Source organism: Candidatus Nitrotoga sp. M5 (assembly GCF_927904885.1).
GTDB lineage: Bacteria > Pseudomonadota > Gammaproteobacteria > Burkholderiales > Gallionellaceae > Nitrotoga.
On sequence record NZ_CAKMNW010000013.1, the window covers coordinates 39592 to 60451 of the forward strand.

General features: G+C 44.5%; 18 protein-coding genes. 13 read left to right on the forward strand and 5 right to left on the reverse strand.

The features are described 5' to 3' along the window. Positions 1-26 precede the first annotated feature (26 nt). The 5 genes from MJ770_RS04780 to MJ770_RS04800 all read left to right on the forward strand — a co-directional run bounded on the left by MJ770_RS04780 (position 27) and on the right by MJ770_RS04800 (position 5189). The gene (locus MJ770_RS04780; protein WP_239250461.1) at positions 27-842 is read left to right on the forward strand and encodes a mechanosensitive ion channel family protein; all 816 of its coding nucleotides are present in this window, start codon (positions 27-29) and stop codon (positions 840-842) included. Positions 843-1077: 235 nt separating this feature from the next. Next, positions 1078-2514 carry a circularly permuted type 2 ATP-grasp protein gene (locus MJ770_RS04785; protein ID WP_239250462.1) on the forward strand — a complete coding sequence of 479 codons (1437 nt, stop codon included), beginning with the start codon at positions 1078-1080 and terminating at the stop codon, positions 2512-2514. A 40-nt stretch (positions 2515-2554) separates the two neighbouring features. Beyond that, on the forward strand, positions 2555-3523 hold the full coding sequence (locus MJ770_RS04790) for an alpha-E domain-containing protein (protein ID WP_239250463.1): 969 nt from the start codon (positions 2555-2557) through the stop codon (positions 3521-3523). A 21-nt stretch (positions 3524-3544) separates the two neighbouring features. Beyond that, on the forward strand, positions 3545-4276 hold the full coding sequence (locus tag MJ770_RS04795; protein ID WP_239250464.1) for a peptidase: 732 nt from the start codon (positions 3545-3547) through the stop codon (positions 4274-4276). Positions 4277-4289: 13 nt separating this feature from the next. Further along, complete coding sequence (locus tag MJ770_RS04800) at positions 4290-5189, forward strand: transglutaminase family protein (protein WP_239250465.1); 900 nt, start codon at positions 4290-4292, stop codon at positions 5187-5189. Positions 5190-5264: 75 nt separating this feature from the next. On the opposite strand, the gene MJ770_RS04805 is transcribed toward MJ770_RS04800, so the two are convergent. Continuing rightward, positions 5265-6836: a M48 family metalloprotease gene (locus MJ770_RS04805; protein WP_239250466.1), complete on the reverse strand. Its 1572-nt coding sequence runs from the start codon at positions 6834-6836 to the stop codon at positions 5265-5267. A 417-nt stretch (positions 6837-7253) separates the two neighbouring features. Here MJ770_RS04805 and MJ770_RS04810 point away from each other — a divergent pair, with 417 nt between their 5' ends. From MJ770_RS04810 to MJ770_RS04840, 7 genes are all read left to right on the forward strand, one after another. Continuing rightward, positions 7254-8063 (forward strand): TOBE domain-containing protein, encoded by an 810-nt coding sequence (locus tag MJ770_RS04810; RefSeq protein WP_239250467.1) that lies wholly within the window; start codon positions 7254-7256, stop codon positions 8061-8063. Between the two features lie 628 nt (positions 8064-8691). After that, positions 8692-9120 carry a TOBE domain-containing protein gene (locus MJ770_RS04815; RefSeq protein ID WP_256448796.1) on the forward strand — a complete coding sequence of 143 codons (429 nt, stop codon included), beginning with the start codon at positions 8692-8694 and terminating at the stop codon, positions 9118-9120. Between the two features lie 198 nt (positions 9121-9318). Continuing rightward, positions 9319-10944 (forward strand): alginate export family protein, encoded by a 1626-nt coding sequence (locus MJ770_RS04820; RefSeq protein ID WP_239250469.1) that lies wholly within the window; start codon positions 9319-9321, stop codon positions 10942-10944. 27 nt (positions 10945-10971) lie between these two features. Further along, positions 10972-11754: a molybdate ABC transporter substrate-binding protein gene (gene modA, locus MJ770_RS04825; protein WP_239250470.1), complete on the forward strand. Its 783-nt coding sequence runs from the start codon at positions 10972-10974 to the stop codon at positions 11752-11754. A gap of 24 nt (positions 11755-11778) precedes the next feature. Beyond that, entirely contained in the window at positions 11779-12462 is a 684-nt protein-coding gene (modB, locus tag MJ770_RS04830; protein ID WP_239250471.1) for a molybdate ABC transporter permease subunit, read from the forward strand. Next, positions 12459-13529: a molybdenum ABC transporter ATP-binding protein gene (modC, locus tag MJ770_RS04835; protein ID WP_239250472.1), complete on the forward strand. Its 1071-nt coding sequence runs from the start codon at positions 12459-12461 to the stop codon at positions 13527-13529. The genes modB and modC overlap by 4 nt, the downstream gene beginning before the upstream one ends. Before the next feature lie 448 nt (positions 13530-13977). Beyond that, positions 13978-15840 carry a c-type cytochrome gene (locus MJ770_RS04840; RefSeq protein WP_239250473.1) on the forward strand — a complete coding sequence of 621 codons (1863 nt, stop codon included), beginning with the start codon at positions 13978-13980 and terminating at the stop codon, positions 15838-15840. 270 nt (positions 15841-16110) lie between these two features. On the opposite strand, the gene MJ770_RS04845 is transcribed toward MJ770_RS04840, so the two are convergent. The 4 genes from MJ770_RS04845 to MJ770_RS04860 all read right to left on the reverse strand — a co-directional run bounded on the left by MJ770_RS04845 (position 16111) and on the right by MJ770_RS04860 (position 20540). Further along, entirely contained in the window at positions 16111-16794 is a 684-nt protein-coding gene (locus MJ770_RS04845) for an ankyrin repeat domain-containing protein (protein ID WP_239250474.1), read from the reverse strand. A gap of 205 nt (positions 16795-16999) precedes the next feature. Further along, the gene (moeA, locus tag MJ770_RS04850; protein WP_239250475.1) at positions 17000-18256 is read right to left on the reverse strand and encodes a molybdopterin molybdotransferase MoeA; all 1257 of its coding nucleotides are present in this window, start codon (positions 18254-18256) and stop codon (positions 17000-17002) included. Between the two features lie 154 nt (positions 18257-18410). Further along, complete coding sequence (moaA, locus tag MJ770_RS04855; protein WP_239250476.1) at positions 18411-19538, reverse strand: GTP 3',8-cyclase MoaA; 1128 nt, start codon at positions 19536-19538, stop codon at positions 18411-18413. Between the two features lie 636 nt (positions 19539-20174). Further along, on the reverse strand, positions 20175-20540 hold the full coding sequence (locus tag MJ770_RS04860; protein ID WP_239250477.1) for a hypothetical protein: 366 nt from the start codon (positions 20538-20540) through the stop codon (positions 20175-20177). A 103-nt stretch (positions 20541-20643) separates the two neighbouring features. On the opposite strand from MJ770_RS04860, the gene MJ770_RS04865 reads away from it, so the two are divergent. Beyond that, positions 20644-20860, forward strand: a 217-nt coding sequence (locus tag MJ770_RS04865) for a hypothetical protein (protein WP_239250478.1), incomplete at its 3' end; no start/stop codon positions are given.

Genomic DNA, 20860 nt, shown 5'->3' on the forward strand with positions numbered 1-20860 from the left:
TGAATATTTTCGAATAGGAGGGTTACATGGAAGAAGCGATGAAAGAAGGGATTAGCCTATTGACGATCTATGGTCTCAAGGTTATTGGCGCCATTCTCATTCTCATCATCGGGCGAATGATTGCGAATTGGGCAAAAAAACAAGTCGAATATCGGTTTGAACAATCAGCAAATGTTGATCAAACGCTCAAGGGATTTGTCTCCAGTTTTGTACGCTATTTAGTGTTGATTGTTACCTTCCTGGCTGTCATTTCCCAATTCGGGGTCGAAACTACAAGTTTAATCGCGGTTTTTGGTACAGCGGGCTTGGCGATTGGTTTGGCCCTGCAGGGCACACTCAGTAATGTGGCGGCTGGGGTCATGTTGTTGATCTTCCGTCCATTCAAGGTGGGCGACTACGTCGATGCGGGAGGTACGGCTGGGACGGTCAAAAGTATCTCGTTATTTATCACCGAATTGGCCACACCGGACAATGTGCAAATTCTCGTTCCCAATAGCCAAGTATGGGGAACGGTCGTAAAAAATTATAGCCATCATACAACCAGGCGAGTCGATTTAGTGATGAGCATTGATTATGCCGATGATATTGATAAAGCACAGGCCGTGGTGGAAACTGTGGTGACGGCGGATTCGCGAGTCATGGCTGATCCGGCTCCCATGGTAGTTGTGGGAAATCTTGGTGAAAGCTCTGTTGATCTGACGATCCGAATCTGGTGCCAAGCTAGCGATTATTGGCCACTCAAGTTTGAATTAACCAAACAGCTCAAGCAAAAATTTGATTCGGAGAAACTCACGATTCCATTCCCTCAGCGAACCATTCATATGGTCAAAGCAGATGGGTGATTTTGTGAGGGAGAGTTAATCAAACCGCATTAATATATTGTAAAGCAGCATGTTACAAAATTAATCTGTAACATTAAAAATCAGCTTGATGACAACAGGCTGTTCAAGGGTTATGCTGGTTACAGACTGATAGAGTTTAAGGTATGTTCGTTTTGACTCTTTAGTTAAAAAATATCATTTATCAGCATCACTCTGCGACTGTACTGAAACCCTAATTCATAAAGGACTCATTCCTATGCCTTTAGATTTCAAGCTGTACGACACGGAAAACTTTTACGATGAGCTGATACAGCCTTCAGGTGCTCCCCGTCCTGGGGCGAAAATTCTGGTCGGACGCATCGAAGCTCTGCATGACGGAGAGATCATTGCCCGCCAGAAAGCGGCTGAAGCTGCAATGTACAACATGGGTATCACGTTCACTGTTTACGGCAATGATGAGAGTACCGAGAAAATATTCCCATTCGATATCGTTCCACGCATCGTGGAAGCCAAAGATTGGGAATATATTGAGCGAGGTTTGAAGCAGCGCATCCATGCTCTGAACATGTTCCTTGACGACATCTACCACAAACAAAAAATCCTTAAGGACAAGATTATCCCTGCAGATATGATACTTTCGGCGAGTTCATTTCGACCACAATGCGTCGGCTTGGATGTGCCACGTGGAATCTGGTGTCATATCACCGGGACTGATTTGATTCGCGATCGTGATGGCCAGCATTACGTGCTGGAAGATAATCTGCGCTGTCCATCCGGTGTGTCTTATGTGCTGGAAAACAGGCAGGTGCTTAAGCGAACCCTGCCGATTGCATTCGAAGCTTCACGGGTGCGTGCCGTAGATGATTACCCGGCAAGACTGCTGGAAACACTGCAGTTTCTTGCGCCTGATAATATTCCTTCGCCCACCGTTGTAGTACTTACGCCGGGCATGTACAACTCAGCCTATTTCGAACATTCGTTCCTCGCCCAGCAAATGGGCGTAGAGTTGGTGGAAGGTAGCGATCTGGTGGTAATGGACGGTTACGTTCATATGCGTACCACGAGTGGTTTTCAGCGAGTAGACGTGATTTACCGACGGATTGATGACGACTTTATCGACCCGAAAGCTTTTCGTGCAGACTCGGTATTGGGTGTGCCTGGTCTGATGGATGTGTACCGAAATGGACGTGTGGCACTTGCCAACGCTCCAGGTACGGGTATCGCAGACGACAAGGCGGTATATACCTATTTGCCTCAGATCGTTAAATATTATTTGGGTGAGGACATGATTCTGCCTAACGTGCCCACTCATATCTGTGCGGATGAAAAAGAACGGGAATACGTGCTGGCCAATCTGGATAAACTGGTGGTGAAAGCTACCAACGAATCGGGTGGATATGGCATGCTGGTGGGTCCGCATTCCACTAAAGAGCAACAAACCCAATTTGCTGAATTGATTCGCAAAAATCCGCGCAACTACATTGCTCAGCCAACCCTTGCGCTATCTCGTGCACCGGTTTTGGTTGATGATCATTTTGAGGGGAGGCACATAGACCTGCGCCCCTATATTCTTTACGGCAAGGATATTTACGTGGTGCCCGGTGGGCTGACTCGTGTTGCGTTGAAAAAGGGCTCACTAGTAGTCAACTCATCACAGGGTGGAGGCAGCAAGGACACTTGGGTGTTGAGCTAATGACGATCTCAAAAATGGATAATAGAGGGAGTAAGTCCGTATGTTAAGCCGAGTCGCTAATTCTATTTACTGGATGAGTCGCTATCTTGAACGCGCAGAAAACGTCGCGCGTTTCATTGGTGTCAATCTCAACTTAAGCCTGGATATGCCTGGAGAATACGGCGAGCAGTGGGGGCCGTTGGTAAACATTACCGGAGACGGAGAGTTTTTTACAAAGCGATATGGCGAGACCACTCGCGAAAATGTCCTGCATTTTCTGACTTTTGATCGCGACAATCCTAATTCGATTTTGAGCTGTGTCCGCCACGCACGCGAAAATGCTCGATCGGTCAGGGAAATCATCTCGTCTGAAATGTGGGAGCAGGCAAACCATTTCTATCTGATGGTCAAGGATGCAGCCGCTAATAAGTCATCACTCGAAAATCCACATGATTTCTATCAGAATGTAAAAACGGAAAGCCATCTTTTCGACGGCATTACAGAGGCCACCATGTCCCACGGTGAAGCTTGGCATTTTCTACAAATGGGCGAGCTTCTGGAGCGAGCTGACAAAACGTCGCGTATCTTGGACGTGAAATATTTCATCTTATTGCCTGATCAACATGTTCTCGGTGCGGCCATTGACAATATTCAATGGTCTGCGCTCTTGAAATCAGCCAGTGCGCTGGAAATGTACCGAAAACATTCCAAGCAGATTACGCCATCCAAGGTAGCTGAATTCCTGCTCCTGAACAAAGATTTTCCACGCTCGGTACAGTCATGTCTAAGACGTGCGACTAACTCGTTACGTGCCATCACAGGTTCGCAACAAGATGATTTCAGTAACGTGATCGAAAGGCGTCTAGGGAAACTGCTTGCGGATTTAAACTACACTCAGATAGACGAAATAATATCCTGCGGACTGCACGAATTTCTGGATGGGCTGCAAACTCGGCTGAATAAAATTGATGATGCCATATTCGAATCTTATTTCACGCTGCGCCCATTGACCGGACGCAGCGCCACTTAACTTAAATATAAATAAAACAACATGACATTCTGTGCGGCATTCAAAATCGAAGAAGGCCTCGTTGGCGTCTCCGATACACGCCTTACTTCGGGTACCGAGCGCACCACGGCACGCAAGGTAACGATACATCAGCATGGTAATCACTCCATGTTCTTGATGACATCCGGATTGCGATCGGTGCGTGATAAGGCACTGACCTATTTCGAAGAAGTTTTGGAAGAGCAAGACACTCACTTTGATAAGCTCTATAAGGCCGTGAATGCTTTTGCGGGGCAAGTGCGCGTTGTTGCCAATGAAGACAAGGAGGCTCTCAAGGAAGCAGGGTTGGATTTCAACCTGTTCTCGATCATCGGCGGGCAGCTGGAGAAAGACAATGAGCACAAGCTTTTCATGCTGTACCCTCAGGGAAACTGGGTAGAAGTCGGGAAAGGATCTCCTTACTTCTTGATCGGTGAGTCCAGTTATGGAAAACCAATCCTTGATCGAGTTTTACGCTATGAGTCACCAATGGATATGGCCCTAAAACTGGCTTATCTCGCCTTTGATTCGACGCGCATCAGCGCGGTAGATGTTGATTTTCCGATTGATGTAGTGCTATATAAACGCAATTCATTCGATATAGTCCAGCATCGATTTGAGCGCGAGGATCTTCAGCATTTACCTGAGTTGTGGCAAGAAAGTCTGCATAAGTCGGTGCAGGAGATGCCAGACGAATGGGTGGATATGGCACTCTCCAAGTTATCGTCAAAGTAGCTCCATCAAACGCATGTTGTTAAAGATTATCCATCGCACCCGCTACCACTACAGCCAGCCGGTATTTTTGGAGCCCTTCACTGTCCGGCTCAGGCCTCGCAGTGATGCTAGCCAAACTTTGCACAATTACAATATCAATGTTACGCCCACTCTTGGTGGAATCACCCACTGTACTGGCCTTTACGGTAACAACACTGAAACGATTTGGTTCAACGGTCTGCATGACAATCTATTGATAGAAGTTCAGATGCTGGTAGAAACACATCGTGGCAATCCCTTCGATTTTTTTGTCACCAACCAACAGGCCCTGACTTTACCGCTGGTGTATGAACCAGAGATTGCAGGAGCACTTGCGCATTATCTGGTTCTCGATGGAGACCATCCTCATTTGGCTGTATTCGCCCAAGAAATAATGCTGGCAGCTAAACATGAAACAATCCCTTTCCTGACAATGCTCGCTGAAGCAATTTACCAACGCTTTGAATATATGCTACGTGAAGAAGGCGATGCCTGGACATCCGATGAAACGATGAAACAGGGGAAGGGATCCTGTAGAGATTTCGCAATGCTATTTATAGATATCTGCCGCAGCGCTGGTATCGCAGCACGATTTGTCAGTGGCTATTGCCTCGGAGATGATGCGGCCAACAGTGGGGATATGCATGCATGGACAGAGGTGTATTTGCCGGGTGCTGGCTGGCGTGGATTCGACCCAAGTCGTGGTCTGTCCGTCAATGACGATTACGTTTCTGTGGCAGCGGGTCAGCACCCTCGTGATGCTGCACCCACATCCGGAAATTTCCGTGGGGATGCTATTTCTTCAATGGATGCTGAAATCTCGATTACTTTACTAGAAAGAGATATCAACGTGAATCATCAATCTCAAGGCAATTCGGGATTAGACTCGATTTAATTCGATCTGCCGCGCGGCAGAGGTCGGTGATTGTCAAGCTAGTCGTCGCCTGAATGTTTTTGTTCAGGCTGTTACTTACTGCGCAATTTCAGCAGCCTCAACTATGACTTCGTACAATTGGGCTTCTGTTGCCGTAGCCACTTTTACCCCAACTGCAATTTGGTTACGTTTTCCTGGGGCTACGACACCAACAATCTGCATTGGTGCACTTTGTGCAATAGCACGTCCAGTTCTCGCGTCGTATTTCACTACTCGCACCTGCACGCGGGCAATTGGTATGGCGGTATTATTTTGCACAATCGCATACAAATCACCAGAATTATCCGCTTGTACACCTGCTTGAATATACTTAGCTGGGTTGCGTGGTAAATCTAAACGTACGCCACGGGCCGAGGCATCTTTACCAATATCAGAATTCGAGTCCGCCGCCATTTGGTAGTGTTGCAAAGCAATATCAGTTTGGCTGCGGCTTTCAGCAAGTTGGCCAAGTAATGCGTGCCCTGGCGCAGTCGGTAATAATTCGTTGGCACGTTTAAGATAAGGCTCGGCTTCATCCTTTTTGCCCATATTAAATAATGCTATACCACTTTGTATATATGGCTTAAAGTAATCCGGATGCAATTTTATGGCTTTGTCGTAGTAATTTAAAGCCTCTTCTGGTTTTTTTTCTGATAGCGCGATATCGCCTAATAGTCCCTGAAAATGTGCCTCACGTGGTTCGCCTGCAATGGCTTGATTAGCAAAGGCGGTGGCTTTTGCCATGTCTTTTTCCGCCAGAGCTTTTACGCCCTTGTCATAAGCTTCATAAGCGGCTTGGGTAGATTTAAGCTTACTGACCTTTTGCGCAAACACTTCCTTTCCCCATTCGCCGCCCGCGCCGAGTTTTGCCAATGTTTCTTTGTTAGCGGCTACGCGCTCAGGTGAAGGGGGATGACTAGCAAATAAGCCATCAATAAAACCGCTTGTTCGATCAGCACTTAAACGTACAAAAGTTTCCTGCAAAATGACCGCTGCTGTTGGGTCATAGCCCGCTTCTTTCATGTATTTCATGCCGTAAAAATCTGATTCACTTTCAGCGTCACGCCCGTACTTGCTAGAGGTCAGTTGAGCGCCTAACTGCGCCCCACCAACAATCAGGTTAGCGTAGTTGCTATTTTGAGCGCCAATTCCAATGGCAACCATCGCTCCCTGCATGAGCACGCCGCGTTCCATACTTTTTGCACCGTGGCGCGCCGCTGCATGCACCATTTCATGGCCCATGACAGCCGCTAGTTCGGCCTCACTATTTAATTCATAAAGCAACCCACGATTAAAAGCTATTTTACCGCCTGGCATCGCCCAGGCATTAGGTGTTGAGTCATTGATAATTGCGTATTCATAAGGTAATTCACGGTCAGAAACGGCAGCCAACTTATCTCCTACGCTCTGGACATAAGCTGTGAGCTCAGGGTCTAAGATATAGTCACCACCTTGCGATTGGCGCGCGGGCGCGTAATTCTGCTTACCGATAGAAATTTCTTGCGACTCTGAAACGAATTGAAACTCTCTTTTCTGGGTAACGGGGTTCGTGCCGCAAGCTGTAATTAATAGCGATAGTGACGCTATTAACAATAAGGGAAACGACTTATTTGGATTTTGTTTGAACACAACGAGCTCCAATGAGTGTAATTAATGCATGACAAATAATATGGCAATTAGAGCGAAACGTGACTTAAGTATAGCGCTTAAATAATTTAAAAGGCACCTCTAAAGTCATTATCGCTTTTATGTTTATAGCGATACTCAATTTCTTTCAAATACATAGAATTAGCACATTACTTCAAATCGCTTGATCAATACATCCAAGAAGGAAGAGCGAATTAATAAATTGAAGTAGCACACGCCTGTAAATTTATAATTCTTCAAGCAACTTAACTCATTATTATTAAAACCTACAGTGGTTCTTCATTGAACAAGGGAAAAATTGGATTATTGAGTATGCGGAGCATCACTGGTTAATGAATATATTGCGTTATTATTACGGATGAAATTTTATGCAGTCTAAGATTTAATGCTTATATTTTAATGACTATGTCTTCAAAAAAACAAATTGGTCATTTTAGTGCCCCATTGTCGCTCGACTTTGGTGGCAGCAGGGTTTCTTCACGAAGGCTTGAACTGTTGACTGCGATCGGTCGAGCAAACTCGATTAGCGGCGCTGCAAAAGCGGTCGGAATGACCTATAAAGGTGCTTGGGAAGCAGTTGAAGCCATGAATAATCTTGCTGGTGCGCCTCTGGTAACGGCTTGGCAAGGAGGACGTGGGGGTGGCAAGGCAGAGTTAACTGAAGTTGGGCAACGATTGGTAGATGAAATAGTGCGCATCGCTGCGTTGCAAACCCAATTTTTTGCGTCGCTTAATGAAGATGTAACTATGGACAATAGTTTTCAGCTTCTAAAAAGGATAGAGGTAAAAACAAGTGCTCGTAATGCTTTCATGGGCATCGTTGAAAGCGTGCAAATGAGTGCAGTAAATGCGGAGGTGACACTGAAGTTGGCAAGCGGTGAAGCCCTGTACGCTGTTATTACCCGAGAGAGTGTACGCTCACTTGGACTTGTTCCGGGCAAGGTTGTGTATGCCTTGATTAAGGCGTCATGGGTAATTTTAACCTCAGCTGACGAAAAAATTAAAATATCAACACGTAACTGTTTGTATGGGCTGGTCAGCCACATTGAGACAGGTTCAGTAAATACCGAGGTACTGCTGGATCTGGGAAAAGGCGTTACCCTTACCGCGATCATTACCAACGAATCGTACACAATGCTTGGGCTTGCTGTTGGTAGCCGTGCATGCGCTTTAATCAAGGAGTCTCACATTATTGTTGGTGTAGACTAATGTAAAAATAATAGCAGTTGCGCTATTATTTTAGCTGACACTATATCTCTCATGCATGTTTGCATTTAGCATATACAAATGTTGCCTTAAAGCATTGAAACTAGATTAATTAATGGCAATTATCAAGTTCATTGATTCGAGTTAAGATATTGAGATAATCTGGATAGAAATGAAATATTGCTATCCAGAAACATCAAAAAATGTTGGCGAGATTAGACTATTTTACCCAAGCGCTATATAGTAAGGTATATTTAGTAGCGCCTACCTTCCTGAGATGAAATGGGTAGCACTAACGCTTCGCCATCACTCTACTTGCATGGTGGCGCTTGGATTTCACCGCATAGGTTCGAATTACTGGTAGCGATTCATAGTACTAATTTAAATTAGTTGAAGCGCAAAGCTGTTTGAAATGTGCCACAAAGGCCTGAGTAGCAGTTGAAATAATGAATAGTTTAACTGAAATACCTGTGGACGCAGGGCAACATCAACTACGACAGCTCAACAACTTGCAGCTGAACTAAGTCGTCACCGAGCATTACAAGCACTTATATTTCAAATGGTTGAGATATGTTTAAAAAATGACAAAGAAAAGTTAGACGATTTCATACATTGACAGGGGTGATTTAAAATAAAAACAAGTGCGCGTAATACGTTGAAAGGTACTGTTGAAGCAGTGATTGATGGAGTCATAAATTCAGAAATCATACTTAGGCTGGAAAGTGGTGCAGCAGTTTGCGCTATTGTAACAATCGAAAGTGCACGGTTATTAGGACTTGTGCCAGGCAAAGCAGCGTATGCATTAATCAAATCAACATGGGTGATACTGGCATGGACGGATGAAAAAATTACAACGTCGGCGCGAAATCGGTTGTGCGGGGTGGTCAGCCGGATAGAAAAAGGCGCCGTAAATACCGAGGTGGTACTCGATTTCGGCAATAGCAATACTCTTGCTGCGATTATCACTAATGAATCGCAAAACCTGCTTAAATTTTCAGTGAATAGCCCAGCTTGTGCGTTAATTAAGGCTTCTAATGTGCTACTTGCCGTAGATAAATAAATGGTAATCCGTAGTTCATGCGTTTTTTTTAATTAGCGTTATATAGTTATATATATTTTGAATGAGATGATTTGCTTTGAAAAAATTATGATCAAAAGATCATATTACCCATTAGGCAGAATTATAAATAAGGTTGTCAACTTTACGAAAGTTACAAGCTTAATCAAGTTCGGATGTTTCAATCTTATCAAAATTAAAATGGCTGAATTAAGGATACAAGAAGGAATTCTGGTTTGTAGCCTGTTAGTGACATCGCCCTCTTCCGTTGCTCAGGAAAATTTGCAGCTGAAACTGCAAATTGAAGAGTCGAGCCAGAAAAGACAAACTGCATCAAAAAACACAGTGCCATTTCACGAGATTGCCCATGAGAATGCCTCTTTTAAAGTAAGAACAACGACTAAAACTGAAACAGCCTCTGTGAACACTGTCACTCCAAGTTATTACGTGGAAAGCCGAACTTTTGGGATAGCTCAGGAAACTGAACCTCCTCGCTATGCTCAGCAAGTCAATAAGACATGGCTAAAAAACACTGAAGGCCTGGCAAACATTAACTGGGTAGATATAGGTCTGCAGACTCGACTACGTTACGAATATCGTGACAATGATTTTCGTCGTAGCAAAGATGTCTTAGATGAACCATTCTTGCAGAGCACGCGTATTTATGCCGACGTTAAAAGTAAAATTGACCCGTTCCGCTTCACCGTAGAAATGCAAGATTCTCGCGCATATAACAGCGCATTCCAGAGTGATAATCGCAATGTCAATAAAACCGAGTTAATTCAAGGTTATGGTGAGCTGTATTTCAAAGATGCACTAGGCAAGGATGATCTAGGTAATGAAAGATCCGTAAGTATCAAAGCTGGCCGTATGACCTTGGATTTAGTTGATAGACGATTGATTGCACGTAATCAATGGCGAAATACACTAAATACATTTCAAGGGGTACGTACAACATTTGGCCAGAAAAAAAATGATTGGCAGGGAGAGTTAATTGCCGTGCAGCCAATAACTCGCCTGGTAGATCAAGCGGATAAAGTGAATGATGCCCAGTGGCTCTATGGCATTGTCGGCGACTGGCGCAAATGGTCAAAAATTATCACATTACAGCCATATTATTTAATGCTTAAACAAGATGGCAGCAAAGTTACCTATGCTTCGAATGGAACGCTTGCAGCTGCTAGTGCTCACACAAACCGTGAAATTCACACGGGTGGTTTTCGAGGTTTTGGCATTGTAGGAAATACCGGGCTTGATTACGACTTTAACTATGCTAAACAATGGGGTAATGATGGATCCTCAACTCAAGATGCCTATGCCTATAATCTAGAAGGAGGTTATACCGCCCAATATTCATGGAAGCCACGTTTAAGTGCCACTCTAGCTTTCGCCAGCGGAGATAAAGACCCTGATGATTCCAGAAGTCAGCGTTTTGACAATCTGTTTGGTGCTTCGAGGTCGTCTCTATCCGCTAGTAACTCCATTCAATTTTCAAACATATATGCTACTAAAATTCGCAGTCAGCTTACCCCCTCAAATAAATTAAAAATTGACTTTGGCTATAGCTGGTATCAATTAGCCAGTGCTACTGACCTTTGGAGTGGTGGTGCTAAATTACAAGATAAAGCTGGTACAAGTGGCAAAAAGATAGGCGAAGAGTTTGACGTTCGCTTGCGGTATCCAATTAATAAGTACATCGAGTTAAATATAGGTTATTCGCATTTCATGGCAGGTGACTTCACCAAAAAGGCTTCACAATTGGTAGAACCAGGTCGTAAAGCACATTCCAATTTGCTGTATGTTGAAACCACCCTAAGCGCATTTTAATTAAACAAATAAAAGGTACTATTTATTATGACAAAAATTTTCCACACCATTGTTATCGGCATAATATTTGCGTTTGGTGCCAGCATCTCAACTGCTGAGAATATAACCATCGTCGCTGCTTCCAGTATAAAATTTGCCATGGCCGATATTGTGAGTAAATTTAATGCCGAGCACCGCCATGACGAGGTAAAAGCTATTTATGGCTCGTCAGGAAAATTCAGTGCTCAAATCCAGAACGGTGCACCTTTTGATATTTACTTCTCAGCGGATGTTAGTTTTCCGCAGACGCTGAAGAAAGAGGGGCTAACAAGTGCTGATCCAGTAATTTACGCGATTGGCCGCTTGGTAATTTGGTCTTCAACGACTGATGCGACTAAATTAACCCTGCAAAAATTATCTGAATCCGCTATTCGTAAAGTGGCCATTGCTAACCCCAAATTTGCCCCCTACGGTATGCAAGCCAAGGAAGCAATGAAATCGACCGGAATGTGGGACAAGCTGCAGGGCAAGCTTGTTTTTGGTGAAAATGTTGAACATACCGCACAGATGGTAAGTACCGGAGCCGCCGACGCCGGTATCATTGCGCTTTCACTGGCGCTTAATCCTGCTTTGTCTAAACAAGGAGGATATAGCTTGATTGATGACAGTCTGCATGAGCCGTTGGCGCAAGCTTTCGTAATAACCAAACGAGCGAAGAATAGTGCACTGGCGCGACGATTTGCGGCTTACGTCCAGACACCAGAATCTCGCAAGATCATCGAAAGCTATGGTTTTGTGTTACCCCAAAAACATCACTTTTTGGCAAGGTAGATTTTGGAGTACTTAAAACAAAGCTTGAGTTTGAGTACAGAGGACTGGACAGCGATCTGGCTTACGATACGGCTTTGTTCATACACCACATTAACTTTAATGGTGATAGCAACGCCATTGGCTTGGTGGTTGGCTAGCGGACGCTCTACCTTTCGAAATGCTGTACAGGCTGTGGTTGCATTACCGCTGGTGTTACCGCCCACCGTGCTCGGATTTTATCTCTTGATTGCGCTTGGCCCACGCGGCTTCATCGGCGGAACGTTAGAGGATATGGGGCTACATCATCTTGCCTTTACTTTTGAGGGGATATTGATCGGCTCAATTTTGTATTCCTTGCCGTTTGCCGTGCAACCCTTGGAGCAAGCATTTTCCAATTTGGGGCGACGCCCGATCGAGGTGGCTGCTTCACTTGGGGCTGGCGCGATCGATCGCTTCATTAGCGTAATTTTACCTATGACAAAAAGCGGTTTCATAGTCGCTATGACACTCACTTTCGCTCACACAATGGGCGAGTTCGGGGTAATACTGATGGTGGGCGGCAATATTCCAGGGGTTACCCACGTATTATCAACCACTATCTATGGCTATACAGAAGGTATGCAGTATGCCGCTGCGGGAAGACTTAGCCTGATGCTATTGATTTTCGCGTTTATCGTGCTTTTCGTAGTGCACTGGTTTAATCGAGGTTTCGGGATGATAAAACCATGACCTTGTCGGTACGTGCTCGAATTTCTCATTCAAACTTTGTTTTTGATGTGGATGCTAACTGGCCCGCGGATGGTGTTACCGTTCTGTTTGGACGTTCTGGCTCGGGTAAGACTACATTGCTGCGACTGATTGCTGGCTTGGAGCATCCGAACAACGCGCAGGTAAGCTTTCGACACGAAATTTGGCTTAATGGACGTCATTGTGTACCGCTGCATCGGCGCCGGATCGCTATTGTTTTTCAAGAGGCAAGTTTATTGCCGCATCTGTCTGTACGCGAAAACCTCCTCTACGGGTACAAGCGCACACCCGTTGCCGAGCGTAAATTACATTTGGACGAAGTGGTTCGTATGTTGGGCATTGAAAAATTGATTGAACGACATATCAATAAACTTTCCGGTGGCGAGCGCCAGCGTATTGCTTTAGGGCGTGCACTGTTAACAAGTCCACGCTTGCTCTTGATGGATGAGCCACTTTCGGCACTCGATACGCAATCTAAGCGCGATATCCTTCCCTATTTCGAGCGCTTGGTTAAAGAAGCAGATGTGCCAATTGTGTATGTTACCCATGCACCAGCTGAAGTAGAGCGACTTGCAGACCGAGTGGTGTTTCTGCAGGATGGGCGCATCGATCACATCGAAACGCTCAAACACACCTTATCTCGATCGGATTCACCGCTATTCCGTGACGAAGGCGTGGTATCGGTCATTGAGGGTCAGTTGGGGCGAAAAGAGCATGGGTTAACTTCTTTTCATGTGGGCGAAGATTGTTTTTGGTTGAGCACTCCTATTTGTTCAGATAACGTTGGCAAATCGCAACGCTTGCGTATTCTTGCAAAGGATGTCGGCATTGCTCTCGCTAAACCGAAGAACACAAGCCTGATGAACATATTGCCGGTGACGGTACAGTGTATCGACCCCGCTCGTGAGGGACACGTATTGCTATGGTTACAGTTAAGTGGAGGTCAAAATTTGTTTTCTGAAATCACGGCATGGTCGCGTGATCGACTCGATTTACGCAAAGGACTTGTCGTATATGCCATGATAAAAACGGCTGCGTTAGCGGAGTAAATATAAAACGGACGCTTTTTTTAATTATTCAATCTTTAAATTTTTTAAAAAATAAATTGATTTTAAAGCAATCCCCCTTATGCCTCTAGCTGATAAGTTTCATATTCGGCCTTGAGACCACTTCAACTGTTTACAAACAACCACTTCTTCGTTTCAATCAACCTGTGCATCTGAAAAACAATCTTTGCTAAATCGATACCACACGCTACTATGTTCGTCCTGAACTGCTATCTGTTAATTGTAGACGGTGAATCAGAACGTATGGGCTAATCAGCATAGTTGAATCCGCCACCCATGGCATGCATTGACGTCACACTAACCATTGGGTAGCATAAATCGATTTCACAAAAATGTTTATCTGGCGTCATAAAAACATCTCAATCACCTAGCAATGTCACTAACAGCTGTTTTTAATCTAATTAAATATTAATATTAGGAGCCAGCAAACATGAAACTATTTAACTCTAAAAAATATCTTGCGCTGCCTTTCTTGATTCTTTCTGTGGGACTGTATGGCTGCGGGAATGACAAAGTGGTTGATAGTGACACTACAGAAGTGACGGATCCGAATGTTTCTAATGAGCAAAATGAATATATAACGCTGGAGCAAGGCTGGAGCAAGGAAGAGGGAATGGATTTTTATAGAACCTCTCAAGGTTCGCAATTAATGCCCTACTCATGGTTTTTGGCGCTGGAGCAAGCTGATAATGACAGCCTTTTCCGTGACAATGCACATGTTAAGCAATTGGGCTACATTCCCCAGGCAAAAACGGCGGGTACCAACCCGGACGGATTACCAATTGGATTTGTCAAAGATGACAATATGGAAGCGTTCCTATCTTCAGCCCTGTCCGCTAAGCGTTTGTCCTCTGGAGATAAGCGCTATACCGAATATAAAGAGTGGCTGGGTTTGACTTGTGCGGCTTGTCATACTTCCGAAATCACCTATAACGACCAAACGTTGAGAATTGATGGTGGACCACCAATGTCTGATTTTCAAACCATGATTAAAATGATGTCAAAAGCATTGACATCGACCACCGCTGACGACAATAAATTAGCCCGATTCGCAAAAAATGTTTTGGCTGAAGGAGGCTATAACGAAACTGAGCAGCAACGCTTAAAGACGGAGATAATCGCTTACACTGACTGGTTAAACAATTATATTCAAATCAATTACGACGGTGTGGCAACGCCTTATGGCTATGGAAGACTAGACGCATTTGGAGCCATACTGAATCGCGTGACGGCAAGTTTTACCGGCATTGAGGATAATGCTACACCAGCCAACGCGCCCGTCAGCTATCCCTTCTTGTGGAACACTTCCCAGCTCAGTTGGGTGCAGTGGAACGGGTCAGCCAATAACCATATTGGTCGCAACGTTGGCGAGGTTTCCGGTGTGTTTGCTCATACAATTGTGAATACTACGAATGATGATGAACGGTTTTACTCTTCTGCAAAAATCGTTAACCTGGATCATTTAGAACAGTTAATGAGTAAGCTGGATTCACCAAAATGGGGCGCGCCACTCCCCGCAATCGATGATGCGAAAGCCGCAAAAGGCAAAGCATTATATGCAGCAAATTGTGTTATGTGCCATAGCGTCCGTGATGAAAAGGGGGAGTTTCCAATGACTGACCCGAATCCGCTTGGAAAACAATTTATCCAGATACATATGACAAAGCTGGAAAAAATTGGCACTGATCCGCTGATGGCGATGAACTTCGTGAACCCTGCATTAAATGTCGACCCTGGTGTTATGCGTAGTTATCTCCCCAAGCAATATCAAGATGCGGACAAAACACCTAAAGTGCCGCGGGGTGAAATGCTGACTGCCATTGTCGGCAATGTTATTCAGAAAAACATTGCCGCCTTCAACCCACCATTGGATCAACAACAGTTAATGGAATTGACGGGATATCACCTGCCGCCTGAAAAAGGTGGCGCATCGCCACCAAACCTTGTCGCTTATAAAGCAAGGCCATTAAACGGCATTTGGGCGACAGCACCTTATTTACACAATGGATCCGTATCCAGTTTATATCAACTGTTATTGCCCGACACTGAACGCGAAAAATCTTTTTATGTCGGTAGTCAAGAGTTAAATACCGAACAAGTGGGATTTAAGCCAAATCAGGACGGCAACAGTTTTTTGTTTAATACCGTTAATGAAAAGGGAGACCCCATTCCCGGTAATAGTAATGCCGGGCATAGCGGGAAATACTACACTCAGATCAGGGAAAACAATGAATGGCGGGATTATACGAGTGAGGAGCGCTATCAATTAATCGAGTATATGAAAACGTTATAAGATTTGCTGTTGTGAACAAATGGTGATTATCAATATCGCCATTTGTTTTCTTGGATAAGTACAAACGGTTGGATATAGAAATGAATAAATCACGCGGCATTCTTTGGGCAATAGCAAATATTACCCTGCAAAATCGTCAAGTGAGGTAAGCCGGTATCTCGCTGCAAGGTAAAACCTCGTAAAACCCACCCTCGCTCTGCTCAATTTTGGCCACAATCCTTTAAGTTCGACTAACTGCTAAAAACTTGAATTTTAATAGGCGCCCTAATGCTAAGGTTTGCTGTGATAAACGGTAGTATCACCAATTAATCGGTTATCGGTATTGCTGTCTGGTATGGAGGACTCACTGAAATTTTTCTGGGCATCGGCTGGTAACAAGCTATTTTGTTCACGCACTGATTTAAGATAGATTCGTGCTTCACCCTTTGACGTTTGGTCGGGGGTTGCTCTTTCTATATTTTGAATCGTGATATTTGCACCATATTCAATTAGTAGCTGGGCAGATTCCAGGCTTTCAACTTTATGTAATGCGGTATTCCCTTTTTTAATAATCATGCTCCCCGTTTGTAGCTGGACATTCGGGTTGGTACCAGCGTCCAGTAAACACTTAGCCACTTTAGGGAAGTCCACCCATATATACAAAGCGGTTAATCCATCTTTATCTTGAAATTTAGCATCGGCACCGTGATCGGTTAAAAATATTGCAAGTTCAGGATCGTTAACGTCGAATATTGGTGGGCGATTATTGTAATCCACAATGTTCGGATCAGCTCCGTTGTCGATTAACAGCTGTGCCGCCTCTATACTTTCGATATAGTGCAACGCTGTTTTCCCAAAAAAATTTTGGGCGTTTACATCTACACCAAGTTTGATTGCATTCTTCATTCCCTCTAAATCGTTATCCATTGTTGCTGCTATTAAGGATTCATCAATTTCATCAGTTTCATTTTGCATATTTATCTTCTGTAGGCTAAAGAGTTGGAGTATTTCTAGCGGTATTCAGCTGGCTTTACATTATTCCCGAGAATTTATCGGAATAGTATTATTTCAACCACGTTAAATAGCTTATTAGGAAAGTGATTCTATCCTGGATAATTTCATTCACGCAGTTTCTGCGTGAGCGGCTTAGTGTTTATACGCAGACCATACTTCGGTTTGGTTAAAATGGTTGTACTTGGACAGTGCTACCTGCTTCAAGACGTCCCTGCGATACAGGTAACACAATGTAACAATTGGCCTTGCTCATTGAGCTAAGAATGCCGGAGCATTGTGCACCGGATGTGTGCACTACCCATCCACCGTTTTCATCTCGACTGAGAATGCCGCGCTGAAATTCGGTTCGTCCGGGAACTTTTCGGATAGGGCTTAGGCAGGTAGCCTGGAGTTCAATGGTTAGTTTGGGTAGCTGCCCCATAAGCGCGCGCAATGCATCACGCACGAACTGCTGGAAAGTTACCATGACTGCAACTGGGTTGCCTGGCAATCCGAAAAAATGGCAAGTCCCGATTTTGCCATAAGCAAGTGGTTTGCCTGGCTTCATGGCTATTTTCCAAAACACAACCTCGCCAATTTCCGCTAGCAGTTGCTTAATATAGTCAGCCTCACCAACTGAAACTCCACCACTGGTTATGATGACATCAGCTCGCTCTGCAGCGTCAAGCAACGCCAGTTTGAGGCTGGCTTTGTCATCGCGGATAGTGCCCATGTCTATAATTTCCACGCCTAGTTCGCCCAACATGCCTAGCAGTGTATAACGATTACTATTATAAATTTGACCAGGCGCTAATGGTTTTCCTGGTTGCTGCAATTCGTCTCCGGTTGAAAATAGCACAACTTTTAGTTTACGGTAAACATTGATCTCACTGAAACCAAGTGAAGCCAGAAGCCCCATCTCAGCGGGGCGAATGATCCGTCCGGTAGTCAGCACGGTAGCGCCCTGCGTAATATCTTCCCCGACCAAGCGAATGTTCTGACCACGTGTGTGCCCTTCACCTATTTCAATCTCGGATCCGGCGACCTGAACATGTTCTTGCATCACCACGCTATCACAACCTTCAGGAATGAGAGCGCCAGTCATAATTCGCACGCATTCGCCTGCAGCAACATAGCCAGTAAAAGCGCGTCCAGCGAAGGCACTGCCAATAAGAGTGAGTCGACTAGGCAAACTTCCCAAGTCGTCATAACGCACAGCGTAACCATCCATTGCTGAATAATCGTGCGGCGGCACATTCATAGGTGAATGTATGTCTGCAGCCACTGTGCGATGTAGCGCATCCTGCAGGTTAATCAATTCATGCTCCGCGAGTGGCGCGAGGAATTGCTGGATAAGCTGACGTGCTTGTTCAACCGGCATTGAATCCGGGTCATAATCACCCATTGTTTCTAGGGCGGATAAGAAAGAAGACTTAGATTCCATGTGTTGTCCTTTGCTAAGTTTGGCAGTCAGATAAAGCTTTGAAGATGACAAAGTAATTGCCAGACCAATTTTCAGTTTAGCTTGATATGGACAATGCTACCTGGATTTGTGATTTTGATTTCACTGACAGCACAGATGCATGCTTGCTAGCAGATTATCCACCAATATAAGACATTTCAATTTTTTTGCCTGTTTTTACATTGCTCTTTGTATTTGCACTCCGTAACTCTGAATAGCGATCCGCGCGCAACCGCCATAGATGTGCAAGGGCAGTAGAAATTTCTTGGTCTGTTTTTCCACCTTGCATCAGTGCTCGTAAATCGTGGCCACTCTCCGCAAAAAGGCATGTATATAGCTTGCCTTCGGTAGACAACCTGGCTCGAACGCATTCGTGACAAAAGGTTTTAGTGATGCTTGAGATCACTCCGATTTCACCTCCACCATCCTTATAGCGCCAACGCTCAGCAGTTTCGCCAGTGTAGTTTGGTTCGATTTCTTCAAGTGGCATGTCAGCGGAAATTCGCCGCACCACTTCTGCAGATGGAATAACCTCGCCCATTTCCCAGTGATTCGAAGACCCTACATCCATGTACTCTATGAACCGGAGTATAAATGGGGAGCCTTTAAAATAACGCGCCATCGGTACGATTTCCTGTTCGTTCAAGCCATTTTTGACAACCATGTTTACCTTGATTGGGCCAAGGCCTACTGAGTGAGCAACATCCAGGCCGCGCAGAACATCCGATACGGGAAAATCAACGCCGTTCATGCGCTTGAAAGTGGCATCATCCATCGAATCCAGTGAGACCGTAACACGATTTAATCCTGCATCTTTCAGGGATTGAGCTTTTTTCCCGAGTAACGCACCGTTAGTCGTTAGCGTCAGGTCCAAGTCACTACCATCGTGTGTCTTTATCTTGGCAAGCATCTCAATTAAATTTTCAACGTGCTTACGTAGTAACGGTTCACCGCCAGTCAGACGGATTTTCTGAACGCCATGGTTAACGAAAATTTGTGAGATACGAGTAATTTCTTCAAAAGTCATCATTGAAGACCGCGGCATAAACACATGATCTTTGCCGAATGATTCGATAGGCATGCAATAGACGCATCGGAAATTGCAACGATCTGTGAGTGAAATGCGTAAATCCTGTAATGGCCGTCCAAACGCGTCACCGATAAGCCCATTTGGCTCTTCCATAATAGCGGGAATAATCGGAGCTACCTTAGAAAGGCGATGATCAACAATAGGAATTATTTTTTTTTGCTTAGTATTTTGCATAATATTAGGCCCGATATATTGGAGCATGGTAGTAGTTAATTGTCATGGATTCAATACTTATACTCAGGTTATAAACAGCATACATTTAAAATACCTGTAAGCCGGCGGCAATATTACTTTACAGATATTTATTTAGAGCTTCGTTATTTTTCAAGCCGCATCATGGGAACAGAAAAATACCTTCTGACCTTCCACATAACCCAATATTTGCATGGGATTTATTGATTAGGCATAACAATCGACAAAAGTACATATAGTTACTTACACCATAAATTATAAATTATCTAGCGTGACAAAATAACAACTTATTACAGATTGTTTGTACTAATCCGGTACAGCGACTCGTTTGTGAGAGTACACGATAGCAAGCGTTTATTGCAATGCAAATTCAAACATATTGAATACATAAGCTTTTTATAAAGCCATGTCGTAAACATCTGTGAACATTGCCTTGTTATCCCAACAAATCAGAGCAAAACAAGCAGCTGTTATGTCACCTTGTCCGAGGCGATCAAGCATTTTGTAGCAGCGAAGATAACTTGCGAGAGAATTGCGCACCTACAATATTAAATCGCTTCGTTCATTGTTTGAGGCAGTTTTCATGAGTGTTGACGTTCTTAAAGGCGCTTCGATGCCTTAACGCAATAGTGAACCTCGCTGAAAACCAGAGTATGTGCCAAAAAACTCAAGCATCAAAAAATCTTCAAGGCCCGCGTTATCCTCCAAGCGTGCAGACAAGACAATAACGCGATTGAGGCGTTGCGATTCCCAATTAAAATCTCCTTTAAAGTGCTTGCGAATCAACTCGATCATCCTGCGAATAACTGCGCGCTCCACATCACCATTCAATCCCGCATCGACTTCTATTATTTCGCGCCGAGAGTTATTGTAGTCTGTTGTCCAACCTCGAAATGAAAACCGGGCGGTTCGAACTCCCATACTAATGATTTGAAATATGCCGCTTGTACCTGGTGGCTGCAGATTACGCCTGATGTTAGCCATCCTTTTTTCATCTGCTAAAAGCTGACGCTGCTTAGATATTGATTCTGCGTATTCACGTTCATCAGAAATTTTGGCAGCCAAGCGGCGTGCTCTGGCGGCGTTAATGTGGCCAGAAAAATCGGACGAAGGTGCTGAATGTAAAACTTTGGGGATAGATGGCGAAACCCCAGTATTAGTGACTGTTGTTTTCGGTAATGGCTTGATCGGCATTTTCGTTTCGATTGGCTCTGGCTCTGGCTCTGGCTCTGGCTCTGGCTCTGGCTCTGGCTCGGGTTTAGGCTCGGGTTTAGGCTCGGGTTTAGGCTCGGGTTTAGGCTCGG

Bases quoted from the DNA above. Each gene is read 5' to 3' on its own strand.
- MJ770_RS04840 (WP_239250473.1), top strand. From the start codon at position 13,978: ATGAAACTATTTAACTCTAAAAAATATCTTGCGCTGCCTTTCTTGATT.
- modA (WP_239250470.1), top strand. From the start codon at position 10,972: ATGACAAAAATTTTCCACACCATTGTTATCGGCATAATATTTGCGTTT.
- MJ770_RS04785 (WP_239250462.1), top strand. From the start codon at position 1,078: ATGCCTTTAGATTTCAAGCTGTACGACACGGAAAACTTTTACGATGAG.
- MJ770_RS04820 (WP_239250469.1), top strand. From the start codon at position 9,319: ATGGCTGAATTAAGGATACAAGAAGGAATTCTGGTTTGTAGCCTGTTA.
- MJ770_RS04845 (WP_239250474.1), bottom strand. From the start codon at position 16,794: ATGCAAAATGAAACTGATGAAATTGATGAATCCTTAATAGCAGCAACA.
- MJ770_RS04860 (WP_239250477.1), bottom strand. From the start codon at position 20,540: ATGGCTAACATCAGGCGTAATCTGCAGCCACCAGGTACAAGCGGCATA.
- MJ770_RS04800 (WP_239250465.1), top strand. From the start codon at position 4,290: ATGTTGTTAAAGATTATCCATCGCACCCGCTACCACTACAGCCAGCCG.
- MJ770_RS04780 (WP_239250461.1), top strand. From the start codon at position 27: ATGGAAGAAGCGATGAAAGAAGGGATTAGCCTATTGACGATCTATGGT.
- moeA (WP_239250475.1), bottom strand. From the start codon at position 18,256: ATGGAATCTAAGTCTTCTTTCTTATCCGCCCTAGAAACAATGGGTGAT.
- MJ770_RS04810 (WP_239250467.1), top strand. From the start codon at position 7,254: ATGACTATGTCTTCAAAAAAACAAATTGGTCATTTTAGTGCCCCATTG.
- MJ770_RS04790 (WP_239250463.1), top strand. From the start codon at position 2,555: ATGTTAAGCCGAGTCGCTAATTCTATTTACTGGATGAGTCGCTATCTT.
- moaA (WP_239250476.1), bottom strand. From the start codon at position 19,538: ATGCAAAATACTAAGCAAAAAAAAATAATTCCTATTGTTGATCATCGC.
- modC (WP_239250472.1), top strand. From the start codon at position 12,459: ATGACCTTGTCGGTACGTGCTCGAATTTCTCATTCAAACTTTGTTTTT.
- MJ770_RS04795 (WP_239250464.1), top strand. From the start codon at position 3,545: ATGACATTCTGTGCGGCATTCAAAATCGAAGAAGGCCTCGTTGGCGTC.